The 13,866-nt window shown below is 41.7% G+C and carries 13 protein-coding genes; 11 read left to right on the top strand and 2 right to left on the bottom strand.

Annotation, left to right across the window (positions count from 1 at the left end; translation table 11 throughout):
• Nucleotides 1–15 precede the first annotated feature (15 nt).
• The 3 genes from purB to DXB77_RS08205 all read left to right on the top strand — a co-directional run bounded on the left by purB (nt 16) and on the right by DXB77_RS08205 (nt 2,340).
• Nucleotides 16–1,467, top strand: coding sequence for an adenylosuccinate lyase (purB, locus tag DXB77_RS08215; RefSeq protein ID WP_118615802.1), 1,452 nt, complete (start codon nt 16–18; stop codon nt 1,465–1,467).
• A 101-nt stretch (nt 1,468–1,568) separates the two neighbouring features.
• Complete coding sequence (locus DXB77_RS08210; protein WP_118663009.1) at nt 1,569–1,772, top strand: hypothetical protein; 204 nt, start codon at nt 1,569–1,571, stop codon at nt 1,770–1,772.
• Complete coding sequence (locus DXB77_RS08205) at nt 1,747–2,340, top strand: Abi family protein (RefSeq protein WP_118663008.1); 594 nt, start codon at nt 1,747–1,749, stop codon at nt 2,338–2,340. Before DXB77_RS08210 ends, DXB77_RS08205 begins: the two co-directional genes overlap by 26 nt.
• A 156-nt stretch (nt 2,341–2,496) precedes the next feature.
• Here the strand turns inward: DXB77_RS08205 and DXB77_RS08200 are convergent, their stop codons facing one another.
• Entirely contained in the window at nt 2,497–3,375 is an 879-nt protein-coding gene (locus DXB77_RS08200; protein WP_117823386.1) for a LysR family transcriptional regulator, read from the bottom strand.
• Nucleotides 3,376–3,577: 202 nt separating this feature from the next.
• Here DXB77_RS08200 and DXB77_RS08195 point away from each other — a divergent pair, with 202 nt between their 5' ends.
• Nucleotides 3,578–4,861 carry an adenylosuccinate synthase gene (locus DXB77_RS08195; RefSeq protein WP_021944858.1) on the top strand — a complete coding sequence of 428 codons (1,284 nt, stop codon included), beginning with the start codon at nt 3,578–3,580 and terminating at the stop codon, nt 4,859–4,861.
• 123 nt (nt 4,862–4,984) lie between these two features.
• On the opposite strand, the gene DXB77_RS08190 is transcribed toward DXB77_RS08195, so the two are convergent.
• Nucleotides 4,985–6,331 (bottom strand): MATE family efflux transporter, encoded by a 1,347-nt coding sequence (locus DXB77_RS08190; RefSeq protein WP_117785201.1) that lies wholly within the window; start codon nt 6,329–6,331, stop codon nt 4,985–4,987.
• A gap of 442 nt (nt 6,332–6,773) precedes the next feature.
• Here DXB77_RS08190 and DXB77_RS08185 point away from each other — a divergent pair, with 442 nt between their 5' ends.
• The 7 genes from DXB77_RS08185 (at nt 6,774) to gatB (ending at nt 13,847) form a co-directional block, all read left to right on the top strand.
• Entirely contained in the window at nt 6,774–7,244 is a 471-nt protein-coding gene (locus tag DXB77_RS08185) for a hypothetical protein (RefSeq protein WP_118663007.1), read from the top strand.
• 3 nt (nt 7,245–7,247) lie between these two features.
• Nucleotides 7,248–8,228: a biotin--[acetyl-CoA-carboxylase] ligase gene (locus tag DXB77_RS08180; protein ID WP_117808465.1), complete on the top strand. Its 981-nt coding sequence runs from the start codon at nt 7,248–7,250 to the stop codon at nt 8,226–8,228.
• Between the two features lie 112 nt (nt 8,229–8,340).
• Entirely contained in the window at nt 8,341–9,549 is a 1,209-nt protein-coding gene (locus DXB77_RS08175; RefSeq protein ID WP_008401383.1) for an NADP-dependent isocitrate dehydrogenase, read from the top strand.
• A gap of 325 nt (nt 9,550–9,874) precedes the next feature.
• Nucleotides 9,875–10,333, top strand: coding sequence for a PBECR4 domain-containing protein (locus DXB77_RS08170; RefSeq protein ID WP_182439456.1), 459 nt, complete (start codon nt 9,875–9,877; stop codon nt 10,331–10,333).
• Nucleotides 10,334–10,638: 305 nt separating this feature from the next.
• Entirely contained in the window at nt 10,639–10,926 is a 288-nt protein-coding gene (gatC, locus tag DXB77_RS08165) for an Asp-tRNA(Asn)/Glu-tRNA(Gln) amidotransferase subunit GatC (protein WP_008401384.1), read from the top strand.
• Between the two features lie 19 nt (nt 10,927–10,945).
• On the top strand, nt 10,946–12,412 hold the full coding sequence (gene gatA / locus DXB77_RS08160; protein ID WP_347475251.1) for an Asp-tRNA(Asn)/Glu-tRNA(Gln) amidotransferase subunit GatA: 1,467 nt from the start codon (nt 10,946–10,948) through the stop codon (nt 12,410–12,412).
• Nucleotide 12,413: 1 nt separating this feature from the next.
• Nucleotides 12,414–13,847 carry an Asp-tRNA(Asn)/Glu-tRNA(Gln) amidotransferase subunit GatB gene (gene gatB / locus DXB77_RS08155; RefSeq protein WP_008401386.1) on the top strand — a complete coding sequence of 478 codons (1,434 nt, stop codon included), beginning with the start codon at nt 12,414–12,416 and terminating at the stop codon, nt 13,845–13,847.
• The last annotated feature ends 19 nt before the right edge of the window (nt 13,848–13,866 follow it).

Genomic DNA, 13,866 nt, shown 5'->3' with positions numbered 1-13,866 from the left:
ACAGGAGAGGTAAAAATGAGTACAGACAGATACACAAGCCCATTCTGCGAGAGATATGCAAGTAAAGAAATGCAGTATATTTTCTCTCCGGATAAGAAGTTTAAGACATGGAGAAAATTATGGATCGCCCTTGCAGAAACGGAGTATGAACTCGGCCTTTCTGAAAACGGCAAGCCGGTTATCTCACAGGAGCAGATCAATGAGTTAAAGGCACATGCAGAGGACATCAATTATGATGTAGCAAAAGAGCGTGAGAAGATGGTTCGTCATGATGTTATGAGCCATGTATATGCATACGGCGTTCAGTGCCCAAAGGCTGCCGGCATCATCCATCTGGGAGCAACAAGCTGCTATGTTGGTGATAACACAGATGTTATCGTTATGACAGAGGCTATGAAGCTTGTCAGAAAGAAATTATTAAATGTGATCAACGAACTGTCCAAGTTCGCTATGGAATATAAAGATCTGCCGACACTGGCATTTACCCATTTCCAGCCTGCACAGCCAACAACTGTTGGTAAGCGTGCAACCTTATGGCTTCAGGAACTGATGTTGGATCTGTCTGATCTGGATTACATGATCGGTCAGCAGAAGCTCCTGGGATGTAAGGGAACAACAGGAACACAGGCAAGCTTCTTAGAGCTCTTTAACGGAGATCATGAGAAGGTTCGTCAGATCGATAAGAAGATCGCAGAGAAGATGGGATTTGAAGCATGCTATCCTGTATCAGGACAGACTTATTCCCGTAAGGTAGATTCCAGAGTGTTAAATGTACTTTCCGGTATCGCACAGAGTGCACATAAGTTCTCAAATGATATCCGTTTGTTACAGCACTTAAAAGAGATCGAGGAGCCATTTGAAAAGAACCAGATCGGTTCATCAGCAATGGCATATAAGAGAAATCCGATGAGAAGTGAGAGAATTGCATCTTTATCAAACTACGTTATGGCTGATGCATTAAATCCTGCATTTACAGCAGCAACACAGTGGTTTGAGAGAACACTGGATGATTCCGCAAATAAACGTGTATCTGTTCCGGAAGCATTCCTTGCAATCGACGGTATCTTAGACCTGTATCTGAATGTTGTAGATGGTCTGGTTGTATATGATAAGGTTATCTATCAGAGATTCATGAAGGAGATTCCGTTTATGGCAACTGAGAATATCATGATGGATGCTGTAAAACGTGGCGGCAATCGTCAGGAGCTGCATGAGCTTATCCGTGAATACTCCATGCAGGCAGGCGCAACTGTAAAGAAAGAGGGCAAGGAAAATAACCTTGTTGATCTGATCGCAGCAGATCCTGCATTTGGCATGACCAAGGAAGAGATCGAAGCCATCCTTGAGCCAAAGAACTTTGTCGGACGCGCACCGGAGCAGACCGAAGAATTCATCACAGAGGTTGTAAAGCCGGTACTTGATGCAAATAAAGACATACTTGGCATGACCGCTGAGATTAATGTATAAGAATTAGATTATATAATTGTTGGGACTATTGTTTTTAGAATTATTATTCAAAAGATAATAGTCCCAATATTTATATATGTATAGTAAAAAGAGGTGAATGGATGCCGATTACAAAAGAGTTTAAAACTATAGATGAGCAAATTTCAGGTCTTGTTGATCGAGGATTAAAATTTAAGGATAAAAAGAAAGCAGCGGAGATATTAAAGAGATATAACTATTTTGATGTTGTTAATGGCTTTGAGAGTATTTTATTAAAGAAAAACACGGTAGAAAAAACATATGAAAAATATTTTCTCTACATTTGATTTATTTAGGACGACACAGTTATCACAAAGTGGAAGGGTAAAAAGGAAGTCTTTTATAGATGAGTTAAAAAAAGACAGAGATTATGTATGTCAGTATACAGAGCCGCCGTTTTGGGTTGTTATCAAGGCCTTGCCGTTAGGAAGCTTATATTATACATTTGTATTTTTAGATGATACAGTTAAAACTAAGGTGTTAAGGGATTTTGGTTTTGAATTGTCGGAGGCAGCAGTATTTGAACAGGCATTATTCGTATTGAAAGAGGTAAGAAATCAATGTGCACATTTGGAACTCATAACACGTTTTAGGTTAAAACGGAAAGCAAATTTAAATTATATGAATGATATAACGATTAAAGCATCTTTATCTCATGATAAATTGAATTATTTGGATGTTGTAAAGATATTTGTGCTATTTGGTAATGTAGCGGATATAAAGAAAGTAGTTGCCATGTTTTATATAAAAATGGCAATAAAAGGAAGAAAAAATATTGCAGACAAGGCATTAGCAATGATGGGACGTAAAAAGTTTGACGTATGGATGAAAGTGAGAAAAAATGTTAATAAATAAATTGAAAAATATTGTATTTTTCTTTGATTTAGGTATAATAATAGTACGGTAAAGCTAGTGATTGAAAGCTAGTAGCCATGTATTTGGCGTAAAAGCATCCACATTTATGTGGATGCTTTTATTTTTTGTTTAAAAGAGAAATATATACTAACTTAATTACAGCAATTCCATCAACTTCATAGCGGCGATGCTCATGCCACGTCTGCGGTCGCTGATGATGCACATGTTCCGCTTGGGGATGGGGTTCTTGAAACTTAACCGGAAGATCTCACCACGGTCAATATAGTCACCGGCAAAGTCTGCCACGATCGATCCGATTCCAAGGTTCCTCTTTGCAAACTGTGCGATCATATCACTGGTTGCAAGCTCGAATTCAGGGGTCAGCGTGACACCTTCATGTGCAAGAAACCGGTCAACATAGGCTCTTGTGCTGGTGTCATTTTCCAGACAGATGATCGGAAGCTTTTGCAGATCTTGATAGTCAAGAATTTTTCCTTTCAGATCGTTGAATCTTGGACCGGCTATAAAGATGTCTTCAATCTCCCGCGCGTTTCGAATCTCCATATTCGGATTCTGTGGGAGAGGAGTTGTAACGATACCGAAGTCAATGTTATTTGCAAATAAGTGATCGATCGTACTTGGGGTCGGTGCATTTGTTACATGTACTTTGATGCCGGGATAGAGCTGGTGGAAGCGTTCGAGATGCGGAAGCAGATAGAACTGGAGTGTCATATCACTGGCTCCGATCCGGATCTCGCCGGTTTCCAAGTGCATCAATCGGGCAAGCTGCTGTTCGCCCATGGAGATTGCCTCGTATCCTTCGGCTACATGTTTGTAGAGAAGTTCGCCTGCACCTGTCAGGGATACACCTTTTTTCGTCCGAATAAACAGGTTGATACCGATTGCCTGTTCTAAAGATTTGACTGCCTGACTGACAGCGGGCTGGGATACGCACAGCTCTTTGGCAGCAGCAGAGATGCTTGCTGTCTTTGCCACATAGTAGAAAATTTTATAATATTCATAATTAATATCCATAATCGAAGCTCCTGATCAATCGTTATATTGAAAGTGTAAACCGAACCAATGTATTTGTAAAGAATAAATATAAGTACACCTTATGCTATATATAATTAATATCGATTTTACTTATAATACATACATGCTATAATGTATAAGTAATTGAGTTCAATTTCGGAAGATATTTCCGGGAAAATGCCATGAAAGCGAGGATAAAAATATGGTAAGAGCGGTTGTCGGAGCCAACTGGGGCGACGAAGGAAAAGGTAAAATAACAGATATGCTGGCGGAAACATCTGATATTATTGTCAGATTTCAGGGTGGTGCAAATGCAGGTCACACAATTGTAAATGACTATGGTAAATTTGCATTGCATACACTTCCGTCCGGTTGTTTCTATGATCATACAACAAGTGTTATCGGAAATGGTGTAGCATTAAATATCCCGGTTCTGTTCAAAGAGCTGAACAGCATCGTAGAAAAGGGAGTTCCAATGCCAAAGATCCTGATCTCAGACAGAGCACAGATGGTTATGCCATATCATATTTTGTTTGATGAGTACGAGGAGGAGAGACTGGCCGGTAAGTCATTCGGATCTACAAAGTCAGGTATCGCACCATTCTATTCAGACAAATATGCAAAGATCGGTTTCCAGGTAAGCGAACTGTTTGACACAGAGGAAGAATTGAAGGATAAGATCAGCAGAGTTATCGCATCCAAGAATGTTCTGCTTGAGTATCTGTATAAGAAGCCACTTCTTACAGTAGATGAAGTATATGAAACATTGATGGAGTACAAGGCTATCGTAGAGCCATATGTATGTGATGTATCCGCATATCTCCATGAAGCGATCAAAGCAGGCAAGACAATTCTGTTAGAAGGTCAGCTCGGAACATTAAAGGATCCGGATCATGGTATTTACCCTATGGTTACATCATCATCCACACTGGCTGCTTATGGTGCGATCGGTGCCGGTATTCCTCCATATGAGATCAAGCAGATCGTAACAGTAGTAAAGGCATATTCAAGTGCTGTAGGCGCCGGTGAGTTCGTCAGCGAGATCTTCGGAGATGAAGCAGATGAGTTAAGACGTCGTGGTGGTGATGGCGGTGAGTACGGTGCAACAACCGGACGTCCAAGACGTATGGGTTGGTTCGACTGTGTAGCTTCCAAGTATGGCTGCCGTATGCAGGGAACAACAGATGTAGCATTTACCGTACTTGATGTACTGGGTTATCTGGATGAGATTCCTGTATGTGTCGGATACGATATCGATGGTGAAGTAACAACAGACTTCCCTACAACAGCTAAGTTAAAGAAAGCAAAGCCTGTATATGAGGTTCTGCCAGGATGGAAGACAGATATCCGTGGTATCAAGAACTACGAAGATCTTCCAGAGAACTGCAGAAACTACATTGAGTTCATTGAGAAACATATCGGATATCCGATCACTATGGTTTCAAACGGACCAAAGAGAACCGACATTATCTACAGAAATAAATAATAAATAAAAAGAAAAACCATACCGACAGCATATATATTTGGGTGAATAGGTAAATCACATAAAAAATATATATGCTGCCGGTATGGTTTTTTGATTATATAGAAAAATCTGTATTAGAATATATTATGCAAGGCTCTTTTGACAACGCTTCAGCATCGCCGGGGTCTCCTGACCGAACTTGCGGCGAAGACGTTTTACAACATAGATATAGGCAGGAATCAGGAAGATATCTGCAAATATCCATGCGAGCGGACTGCCGAGTGCTACAAAGACATAACCGAATTTTGGTACCAGGATAAAGCCTGCGATCGTACGGGCAACCATTTCACAGATACCTGCGATAACGGCAAAGGCGGAATAGCCGAGCCCCTGAATCATAAACCGGACGATATTTACAAGGGCAAGCAGGATGTAAGCTCCTGAGTTGCCAAGCAGGAAATAATATACAAGCTTGATGATCTCTGTCTCTTCTGCATCCAGGAAGAGCAGTGCCAGATTCTTGCCGAATAACAGGATAAATACAAATGCAAGAATCGCATAGGCAATACCGAGTTTGATACATGCCTTTAAGCCGGCATCCACACGATCCATTTTCTTAGCACCGACATTTTGTCCACCGTAGGTTGCCATTGTCGATCCCATGGCATCAAACGGACAGCAGAGGAACATGGAAATCTTTGTTCCGGCGGATACGGCAGCAATAACGGATTCACCCATCGAATTAACTGCAGCCTGAAGAATAACACTGCCGATCGCTGTAATCGAGTACTGAAGCCCCATCGGAACACCCATACCGCATAAGGTCAGACAGTGGCGCATACTAAATGCCCAGTCCTGTTTTGTAAAATGAAGATATCCGAGCTTCTTACACATATAGATCAGACAGCCGACACCGGAGATTGCCTGTGCAACAACGGTTGCAACAGCAGCACCGGCGACACCCATCGGACGAACTAACAGGATATCCAGTACGATATTTAACAGGGAGGATGCGATCAGACAGACAACAGGGGTTACACTGTCGCCGAGAGAACGCAGGATACCGGAAACCATATTATAAAGGAAGGTTGCAGGTATTCCCATAAATATAATAAATATGTAGATAAATGCCTGATCCAGGATGCTGTCCGGTGTCTTCATCCAGATCAGAATATTTCTGGTAAGAATTCCGACTGCAACTGTCATAACGGCAGCGAAGAAGATCGAAGCCCAGACACAGTTTGTAATGTACTTCTTCATATTATCAGTGTCCTTTGCTCCAAAGGCCTGAGCAACCGGGATGGCAAAACCATTGCAGATACCGATGCAGAAACCGAGTATCATAAAGTTGATCGATCCGGTTGAGCCGACGGCTGCAAGTGCATCGACACCCAGAAATTTACCAACGATGATTGTATCGACCATGTTATAAAATTGCTGGAATAAAAGCCCAAATAATAATGGCAATCCAAAGTTCAAGATCAGTTTCATAGGATTGCCTTCAGTCAGATCCTTGGAACCGTTAATTTTTTTCAGTAAGTTTTTCAATGATTTTACCTCCTTGTGTTAGTTTAGTCGTTGCGAACAGTTTATTTACGAATCATACTGACATTGCCAACAGGGAACGCTTCCGCTCGTTGAGTCCTGCAGCGGTACTAAGATGCCGCTTATGCGCCATCGAGTACCGGCGGACTCAAATGTCCCTGTATTGGTAAGTCGTATGATTCTATTAAATAAACTGCCCACAACGACTTCCATATTCTAAATGCATACTGGATATTACTTCTTTTTATAAGAAAAATCAATCTGGTAAAAATCATGTTTTTTGTCGGGGGTTTTAGTACAAAATGTCATGTTTACTCTGGCTTGCTTTTTATGACTGTAGAAAATATAATAGAGAACAGAAAATATACAGAAAGAACGAGGAAAACACATGCAGCATACCGTAAAGAAAAACAGAGCAACCAGAATTGCATACCGGATGGTTGGTGTATTTTTTGTTGTTATCGGAGCAGCATTTATCCTGTTGATGATCAAATCCCATGGCAGTACCGGTGGTCGTATTTTTAAGCTGGCATTTGGTCTTGCACTTGGAGTATACGGACTGGTGCTGGTGAAATCATCATTTCGAAAATCGGCATTTGATCTGACCTATCATTTTGAAGACGATGAACTGATCATAGAAAAGGGAAAGAAATCTTATCATACACCATATGAGAAGATTACAAATGTGAATCTGGTCATTCCGGATCCGTATTTGCCATATTACATATTGAAGATCGATATAGGAAAAGAGCAATTCGTACTGCCGTTCAGCGGAAAACGTGATAAGTGCGATGCAATCTATTATCATTTATTAAAGAAGATGGGAATTTATCAGGAAAGTGAGACAGAAAGAAGGTAAATCATGAAAGAAAAAATCCTTGCGTTGCTTCGGACAAGCAGTGATTATATATCCGGTCAGGCGATCTGTGAGAAATTAGGTGTCTCAAGAACCGCTGTCTGGAAAAACATCAATGCCTTAAAGGCAGAAGGCTACATTATAGATGCTGTAAATAATAAAGGCTATCGTCTGGTCGGAGAGCCGGATATCGTTACGAAAGAGAAGATAGAGGCAGCACTCACGACATCGGTGATTGGAAGAGAACTGTATTATTATGATGAGACGGATTCCACAAATATACGGGCAAAGCTTGCAGGAGAGACAGATGGAACACACGGAGCGTTGTTTGTTGCAAACGAACAGAATGCAGGACGAGGAAGAAGAGGAAGGGCATGGAGCACCCCGAAGGGAACCAGCATAGCCATGACATTTCTGCTCCGTCCGGATGTACCGATCGAGAATGTATCCAGACTTACGATCCTGTCGGCACTTGCAACGGCGCGTGCTCTTGCCGATACAGCGGGCTTACAGGCACAGATCAAATGGCCGAATGATGTTGTAGTCGGCGGCAAGAAGATCTGTGGCATTCTTACAGAGATGAGTTCGGAAGGTATGGATATCAAATATGCAGTTGTAGGTATCGGCATCAATGTATCCATGATGGAATTTCCGGAAGAACTGGCAGATAAGGCGACATCGATCAAGCTGGAAAACGGAACCGGCTGTGACAGAAGCAAACTGGTCGCCAGTGTGGCAAATCATTTTGAAGAGCTGTATGACGCATTTGTCAAATGTCAGGATCTTCAGTTTATGCTGGATGAATATAATTCCATCCTTGTGAACAAGGATGAACAGGTCTATGTGATCGAAGGATATAACCGGACAGAATACACAGCCCTTGGACTTGCACCAAATGGAGGACTTCGTGTGAAGGATAAAGATGGACAGGAGTCGATCATTATATCCGGGGAAGTGTCCGTGCGCGGAATTTACGGATATGTGTAAAAAACTTTCAAAAAACTGGAAATAGCAACATTTTTCATGTATAATTCTAGGCGTGTATAAAAACAGATAAGTAATTAGAACTATAATAAAAGAACATGGAGGAACGAGCAAGATGGAAAAAATTCAAATGACTACCCCTTTAGTAGAGATGGATGGAGATGAGATGACCAGGATTCTCTGGAAGATGATCAAGGATGAACTGATCTATCCATTTATCGATCTGAAATCCGAGTATTACGATCTGGGACTTGAATATAGAAATGAGACAAATGATCAGGTAACATTTGATTCCGCATATGCAACACAGAAGTATGGCGTAGCTGTTAAATGTGCAACGATCACACCAAATGCTGCACGTATGACAGAGTATGATCTGAAGGAAATGTGGAAGAGCCCAAATGGAACGATCCGTGCGATCCTCGACGGAACTGTATTCCGTACACCAATTATCGTAAAGGGCATTGAGCCATGTGTAAAGAACTGGAAGGCTCCTATTACAATCGCAAGACATGCATATGGTGATGTATATAAGAACGTAGAGATCAAGGTTCCGGGTGCCGGTAAGGCCGAACTGGTATTTACAGGTGCAGATGGCACAGTGATCAAAGAGACGATCCATGAATTCGACGGTCCGGGTGTGATCCAGGGACAGCACAACATCAACAAATCAATCGAAAGCTTTGCAAGATGCTGCTTCAACTATGCGCTGGATATCAAGCAGACAATCTGGTTTGCAACCAAGGATACAATTTCAAAGAAATACGACCATACATTCAAAGATATCTTCCAGGAGATCTTTGATAAAGAATACAAAGAGAAATTCGATGCAGCAGGTATTGAATATTTCTATACACTGATCGACGATGCTGTAGCAAGAGTAATGAAGTCCGAGGGTGGATTCATCTGGGCATGCAAGAACTACGATGGTGACGTAATGAGTGATATGATCTCATCCGCATTTGGTTCACTGGCCATGATGACATCTGTACTGGTTTCTCCGGATGGAAAGTATGAGTACGAAGCTGCACACGGAACCGTTCAGAGACACTACTACAAGCACTTAAAGGGTGAAGAAACATCCACAAACTCTGTTGCAACAATCTTTGCATGGACAGGTGCACTTAGAAAACGTGGTGAACTGGATGGCATCGACGCTCTGGTTGATTTCGCAAACAAGCTTGAGAAAGCGACGATCGCAACAATCGAATCCGGAAAGATGACAAAGGATCTTGCACTTATCACAACCCTTGAGAATCCAACTGTATTAAACAGCGAGAACTTCATCAAAGCAATCCGTGAGACATTGGAAGGTATGTTATAAAATAACTATAAAAATGTTGTTATTATAATATGATTTGAGTATTATAAATATAAGAATAGAGATATTCTCGATGAAAGAGCATCGTAAAAAGTTGGGCTGCAAATGGAGCAGGGTAAAAAATCCATTTCATTAGATATCTTAATTGATATCGAGCCGTGCAATCAGGATATGGTTGTAGTCCACGTGGGGGACTTAATGATTTCCACGCCGATTTAGATATCTTAACTGGATATCGAGGCTGACAACCAGCATAAAACTCTTTATGAAGAATACAAAGAGGAGTGTGGTTTTCATCACACTCCTCTTTGCATATGATGAGGTGTGAATGGCTACAAAGACAGAAAAGAAAAATAAAATACGACAGGGAATAATAGAATCGGCTGAAATATACAGTAAAATGTTAGCGGGTAAAGTATTTTTATATGTATATGGTGAAGAATATTTTGAGGTATCCTTTCCGGTGGATCATTTTCTTCACTTGACCGGAGTAGAAACAAACTTATCAGCCAGAGAATTTTATAAGAATGCGAAAAGAAGAAAGCTTACCAATAATCAGTTTTATTTTGATGCAAGGCACCCATTTGCTAATGTAAAAAAGAAAATACCGTGTTTAAAGAGATTGCCAGAATTGACAAATGATACGATATGTATTCTTAAAAATCTGAAGACTATTACGATTGTATATAAATTGAGTGTAACAAATCTGGAATTCACATTAGGCTTAATAGAGAGTAAAGATCAACAAGAAAAAAACAAAAAGACTTATTTCTTCCTATGTCATTGAGAGTAGAAGATTCATCAATAGAAAGAAGTAATGGTGGAGACATAGTCGATTTTATATTTGCAAAAGAAGCGTGTATTGATAAATATAATAAAATATTAGTATCAGATAAGAATAAAACTATTCCGGATTGTGTGAAGCATTTAATAAATAGTGAATTATATAACTTGAGATAAATAGAATATAAGACATAAAAAGGAAGGTGGAATGCCTTCCTTTTTATGTAGACTTGCAAACAACGGAGTTATGTGGTACACTCTAACTAATTTTGTGGTACTATAAATAAAACCCAGACAAGGAGACATACCATGGTTATTACAGACGAAACAATCGATTATGTAGGTATTCTGGCGAAGCTTGAACTTTCCGATGAGGAGAAGGAGCAGGCAAAGAAAGATATGTCAGATATGCTTGACTATGTAAGTAAGTTAAACGAACTGGACACTGAGAATGTGGAAGCAATGAGCCATACATTTTCTTATAATAATGTATTCCGTGAAGATGAAGTAACAAATGGCGACGACAGAGAGAATATGCTGTCAAATGCACCGGAGCAGAAAGATGGCTGCTATAAGGTGCCAAGAACATTTGATTAGGAGGTAACGGACATTGGATATGATGAGTATGACAGCAGTAGAGCTTGGAAAGAAGATCAAGGCCGGAGAGATCTCCGTTATGGAAGCAACCAAAGCCTGCATCGAGAATATAAAGACATACGACAAAGAATATAACTGTTTTATCACCGTAGATGAAGAAGGTGCATTCAAACAGGCAGAAGAAATACAGAAGAAGATCGACAGCGGCGAGCTGACAGGCCCGCTGGCAGGTGTGCCGATCGCGATCAAGGATAATATGTGTCAGAACGGTGTACTTACCACCTGCGCATCCAAGATCTTATCAAACTTTGTACCGACCTATACATCAGATGCTGTTGTGAAATTAATGGAAGCAGGAGCCGTGATCGTAGGTAAGACCAATATGGACGAGTTCGCAATGGGAAGTACAACCGAGACTTCTTATTATGGCGAGACAAAGAATCCGTGGGATACAAATAAAGTTCCGGGTGGTTCTTCCGGTGGATCAGCAGCCGCTGTTGCAGCAGAAGAAGTACCGTGTGCACTCGGTTCCGATACCGGTGGATCTATCCGTCAGCCGGCAGCATTCTGTGGTGTAACAGGAATCAAGCCGACATATGGCAGAGTATCTAGATACGGTCTGGTTGCATATGGTTCATCTCTTGACCAGATCGGACCACTTGCAAAGGATGTAACAGACTGCGCAACGATATTAGAGATCATTTCCCGGTATGATAAGAAAGATTCTACATCTGTAGAACGTACCGATAATGATTTTACAAGTGCATTAAAGGACGATGTAAAGGGTATGCGCATCGGACTTCCAAAGGACTACTTCACAGAAGGACTGGATCCGGAGATCAAGGATGCTGTGTACCATGTAGCTGAAGTATTAAAAGAAAAAGGTGCGATCGTGGAAGAATTCGATCTTGGTATGGTAGAATATGCGATTCCTGCATATTATATCATTGCATCTGCAGAGGCAAGTTCGAATCTGGAGCGTTTCGACGGCGTAAAATACGGCTATCGTACAGCAGAGTATACAGACCTTCACAACATGTATAAGAAGACACGTTCCGAAGGCTTCGGCGCAGAAGTAAAGAGACGTATCATGTTAGGTTCCTTTACCTTGTCATCCGGTTACTATGATGCATACTATGTAAAAGCACTTAAGGTAAAAGCCCTGATCAAACAGGCTTATGATAAAGCATTTGCAAAATATGATATCATCCTCGGTCCGGTTGCTCCGACAACGGCACTGACCATGGGTGAGTCCTTATCCGATCCGATCAAGATGTATCTGGGCGATGTATACACCGTTCCGGTCAACCTTGCAGGACTTCCGGGTATTTCCCTTCCATGCGGGTACGACAAAGACGGCATGCCGATCGGTGTCCAGATGGTAGGAGATGCATTTAACGAGAAAGCAATCATTCAGGCGGCATATGCATTTGAGCAGACAAGAGAGTACAAGCAGCCTGCCGCTGTAGCAGAAAGGGGTCTGTAAGATGAGTAAAGTATACGAAACCGTGATCGGTCTGGAGGTTCATGTAGAGCTTGCGACAAAGACGAAGATATTCTGCGGCTGCAGTACCGCATTTGGTGGTGCACCGAATACACATACATGTCCGGTCTGTACCGGTATGCCGGGTTCCCTTCCGGTACTGAATAAAGGGGTAGTAGAAAAAGCAGTTGCTGTCGGTCTTGCAACCAACTGTACGATCACACAGAACTGTAAATTTGACCGTAAGAATTATTTCTATCCGGATAACCCACAGAACTATCAGATCTCTCAGCTGTACTACCCAATCTGCAGAAACGGAAAGGTAGAGATCGAAGTAGAGGGCAAGAAGAAATTCGTAAGGATCCATGAGATCCATATGGAAGAGGATGCAGGTAAACTGGTACATGATCCATATACAGACAGTTCACTGGTCGATTTCAATCGTTCCGGTGTGCCTCTGATCGAGATCGTATCTGAGCCGGATATGCGTTCTGCGGAAGAAGTAATTGCTTATCTTGAGAAATTACGTCTGATCATCCAGTATCTCGGAGCATCAGACTGTAAGTTAAATGAAGGTTCGATGCGTGCCGATGTCAACCTGTCTGTTCGTGAAGTCGGAGCAGAAGAATTCGGAACAAGAACAGAGACAAAGAACCTGAACTCATTCAAGGCTATCGCCCATGCGATCGAGAATGAGAGAGAACGTCAGATCGATCTGATTGAAGCAGGCGAAAAGGTTGTACAGGAGACCAGAAGATGGGATGATACCAAGGAATATTCATATCCGATGCGTTCCAAAGAGGATGCACAGGACTACCGTTATTTCCCTGATCCTGACCTTGTACCGGTACAGATCAGTGACGAGTGGATGGAGGAGATCCGAAGCCGTCAGCCGGAATTCCGGGATGAGAAGAAGATCCGGTATAAAGAAGAGTATGATATCCCAGACTATGATATAGATATCATTACAAATACAAAGAAGATGGCAGACCTTTTCGAGGAGACGATCGCTCTCGGAGCAAATCCGAAGAAGGTATCCAACTGGCTGATGGGAGAGACCATGCGTCTGATGAAAGAACATTCCATCGATGCAGATGAGTTGTCATTCAGTGCAGAGCACCTTGCAAAGCTGATACAGATGGTAGATGCGAAAGCCATCAACAGCAATGTCGCAAAGGAAGTATTTGAGAAGATATTTACAGATGATATTGAACCGGAAAGCTATGTAAAAGAACATGGACTCGCCACCGTAAATGATGAAGGTGCACTCCGCAAGGTCGTAGAAGAAGTTATTGCCAATAATCCAAAAGCAATCGAAGACTTCCGTGGCGGAAAAGAAAAAGCACTTGGCGCATTGGTTGGACAGACCATGAAAGCAATGAAAGGCAAGGCAGATCCGGCATCCGTAAACCAGATGCTCCGTGAACTGTTAAAATAATCGATACCAATAGAAAAAA

It is taken from the genome of Clostridium sp. OM05-9 (genome assembly GCF_003481465.1).
GTDB lineage: Bacteria > Bacillota > Clostridia > Lachnospirales > Lachnospiraceae > Coprococcus > Coprococcus ammoniilyticus.
Note: the sequence above shows the minus strand (reverse complement) of the source record. Positions and strands in the feature narration are given on the sequence as shown.

Coding starts and splice junctions, on each gene's coding strand:
- DXB77_RS08180 (WP_117808465.1), top strand. CDS start 7,248: ATGAAAGAAAAAATCCTTGCGTTGCTTCGGACAAGCAGTGATTATATA.
- DXB77_RS08195 (WP_021944858.1), top strand. CDS start 3,578: ATGGTAAGAGCGGTTGTCGGAGCCAACTGGGGCGACGAAGGAAAAGGT.
- DXB77_RS08175 (WP_008401383.1), top strand. CDS start 8,341: ATGGAAAAAATTCAAATGACTACCCCTTTAGTAGAGATGGATGGAGAT.
- gatB (WP_008401386.1), top strand. CDS start 12,414: ATGAGTAAAGTATACGAAACCGTGATCGGTCTGGAGGTTCATGTAGAG.
- DXB77_RS08200 (WP_117823386.1), bottom strand. CDS start 3,375: ATGGATATTAATTATGAATATTATAAAATTTTCTACTATGTGGCAAAG.
- gatC (WP_008401384.1), top strand. CDS start 10,639: ATGGTTATTACAGACGAAACAATCGATTATGTAGGTATTCTGGCGAAG.
- DXB77_RS08170 (WP_182439456.1), top strand. CDS start 9,875: ATGGCTACAAAGACAGAAAAGAAAAATAAAATACGACAGGGAATAATA.
- purB (WP_118615802.1), top strand. CDS start 16: ATGAGTACAGACAGATACACAAGCCCATTCTGCGAGAGATATGCAAGT.
- DXB77_RS08185 (WP_118663007.1), top strand. CDS start 6,774: ATGCAGCATACCGTAAAGAAAAACAGAGCAACCAGAATTGCATACCGG.
- DXB77_RS08190 (WP_117785201.1), bottom strand. CDS start 6,331: ATGAAACTGATCTTGAACTTTGGATTGCCATTATTATTTGGGCTTTTA.
- DXB77_RS08210 (WP_118663009.1), top strand. CDS start 1,569: ATGCCGATTACAAAAGAGTTTAAAACTATAGATGAGCAAATTTCAGGT.
- DXB77_RS08205 (WP_118663008.1), top strand. CDS start 1,747: ATGAAAAATATTTTCTCTACATTTGATTTATTTAGGACGACACAGTTA.
- gatA (WP_347475251.1), top strand. CDS start 10,946: ATGATGAGTATGACAGCAGTAGAGCTTGGAAAGAAGATCAAGGCCGGA.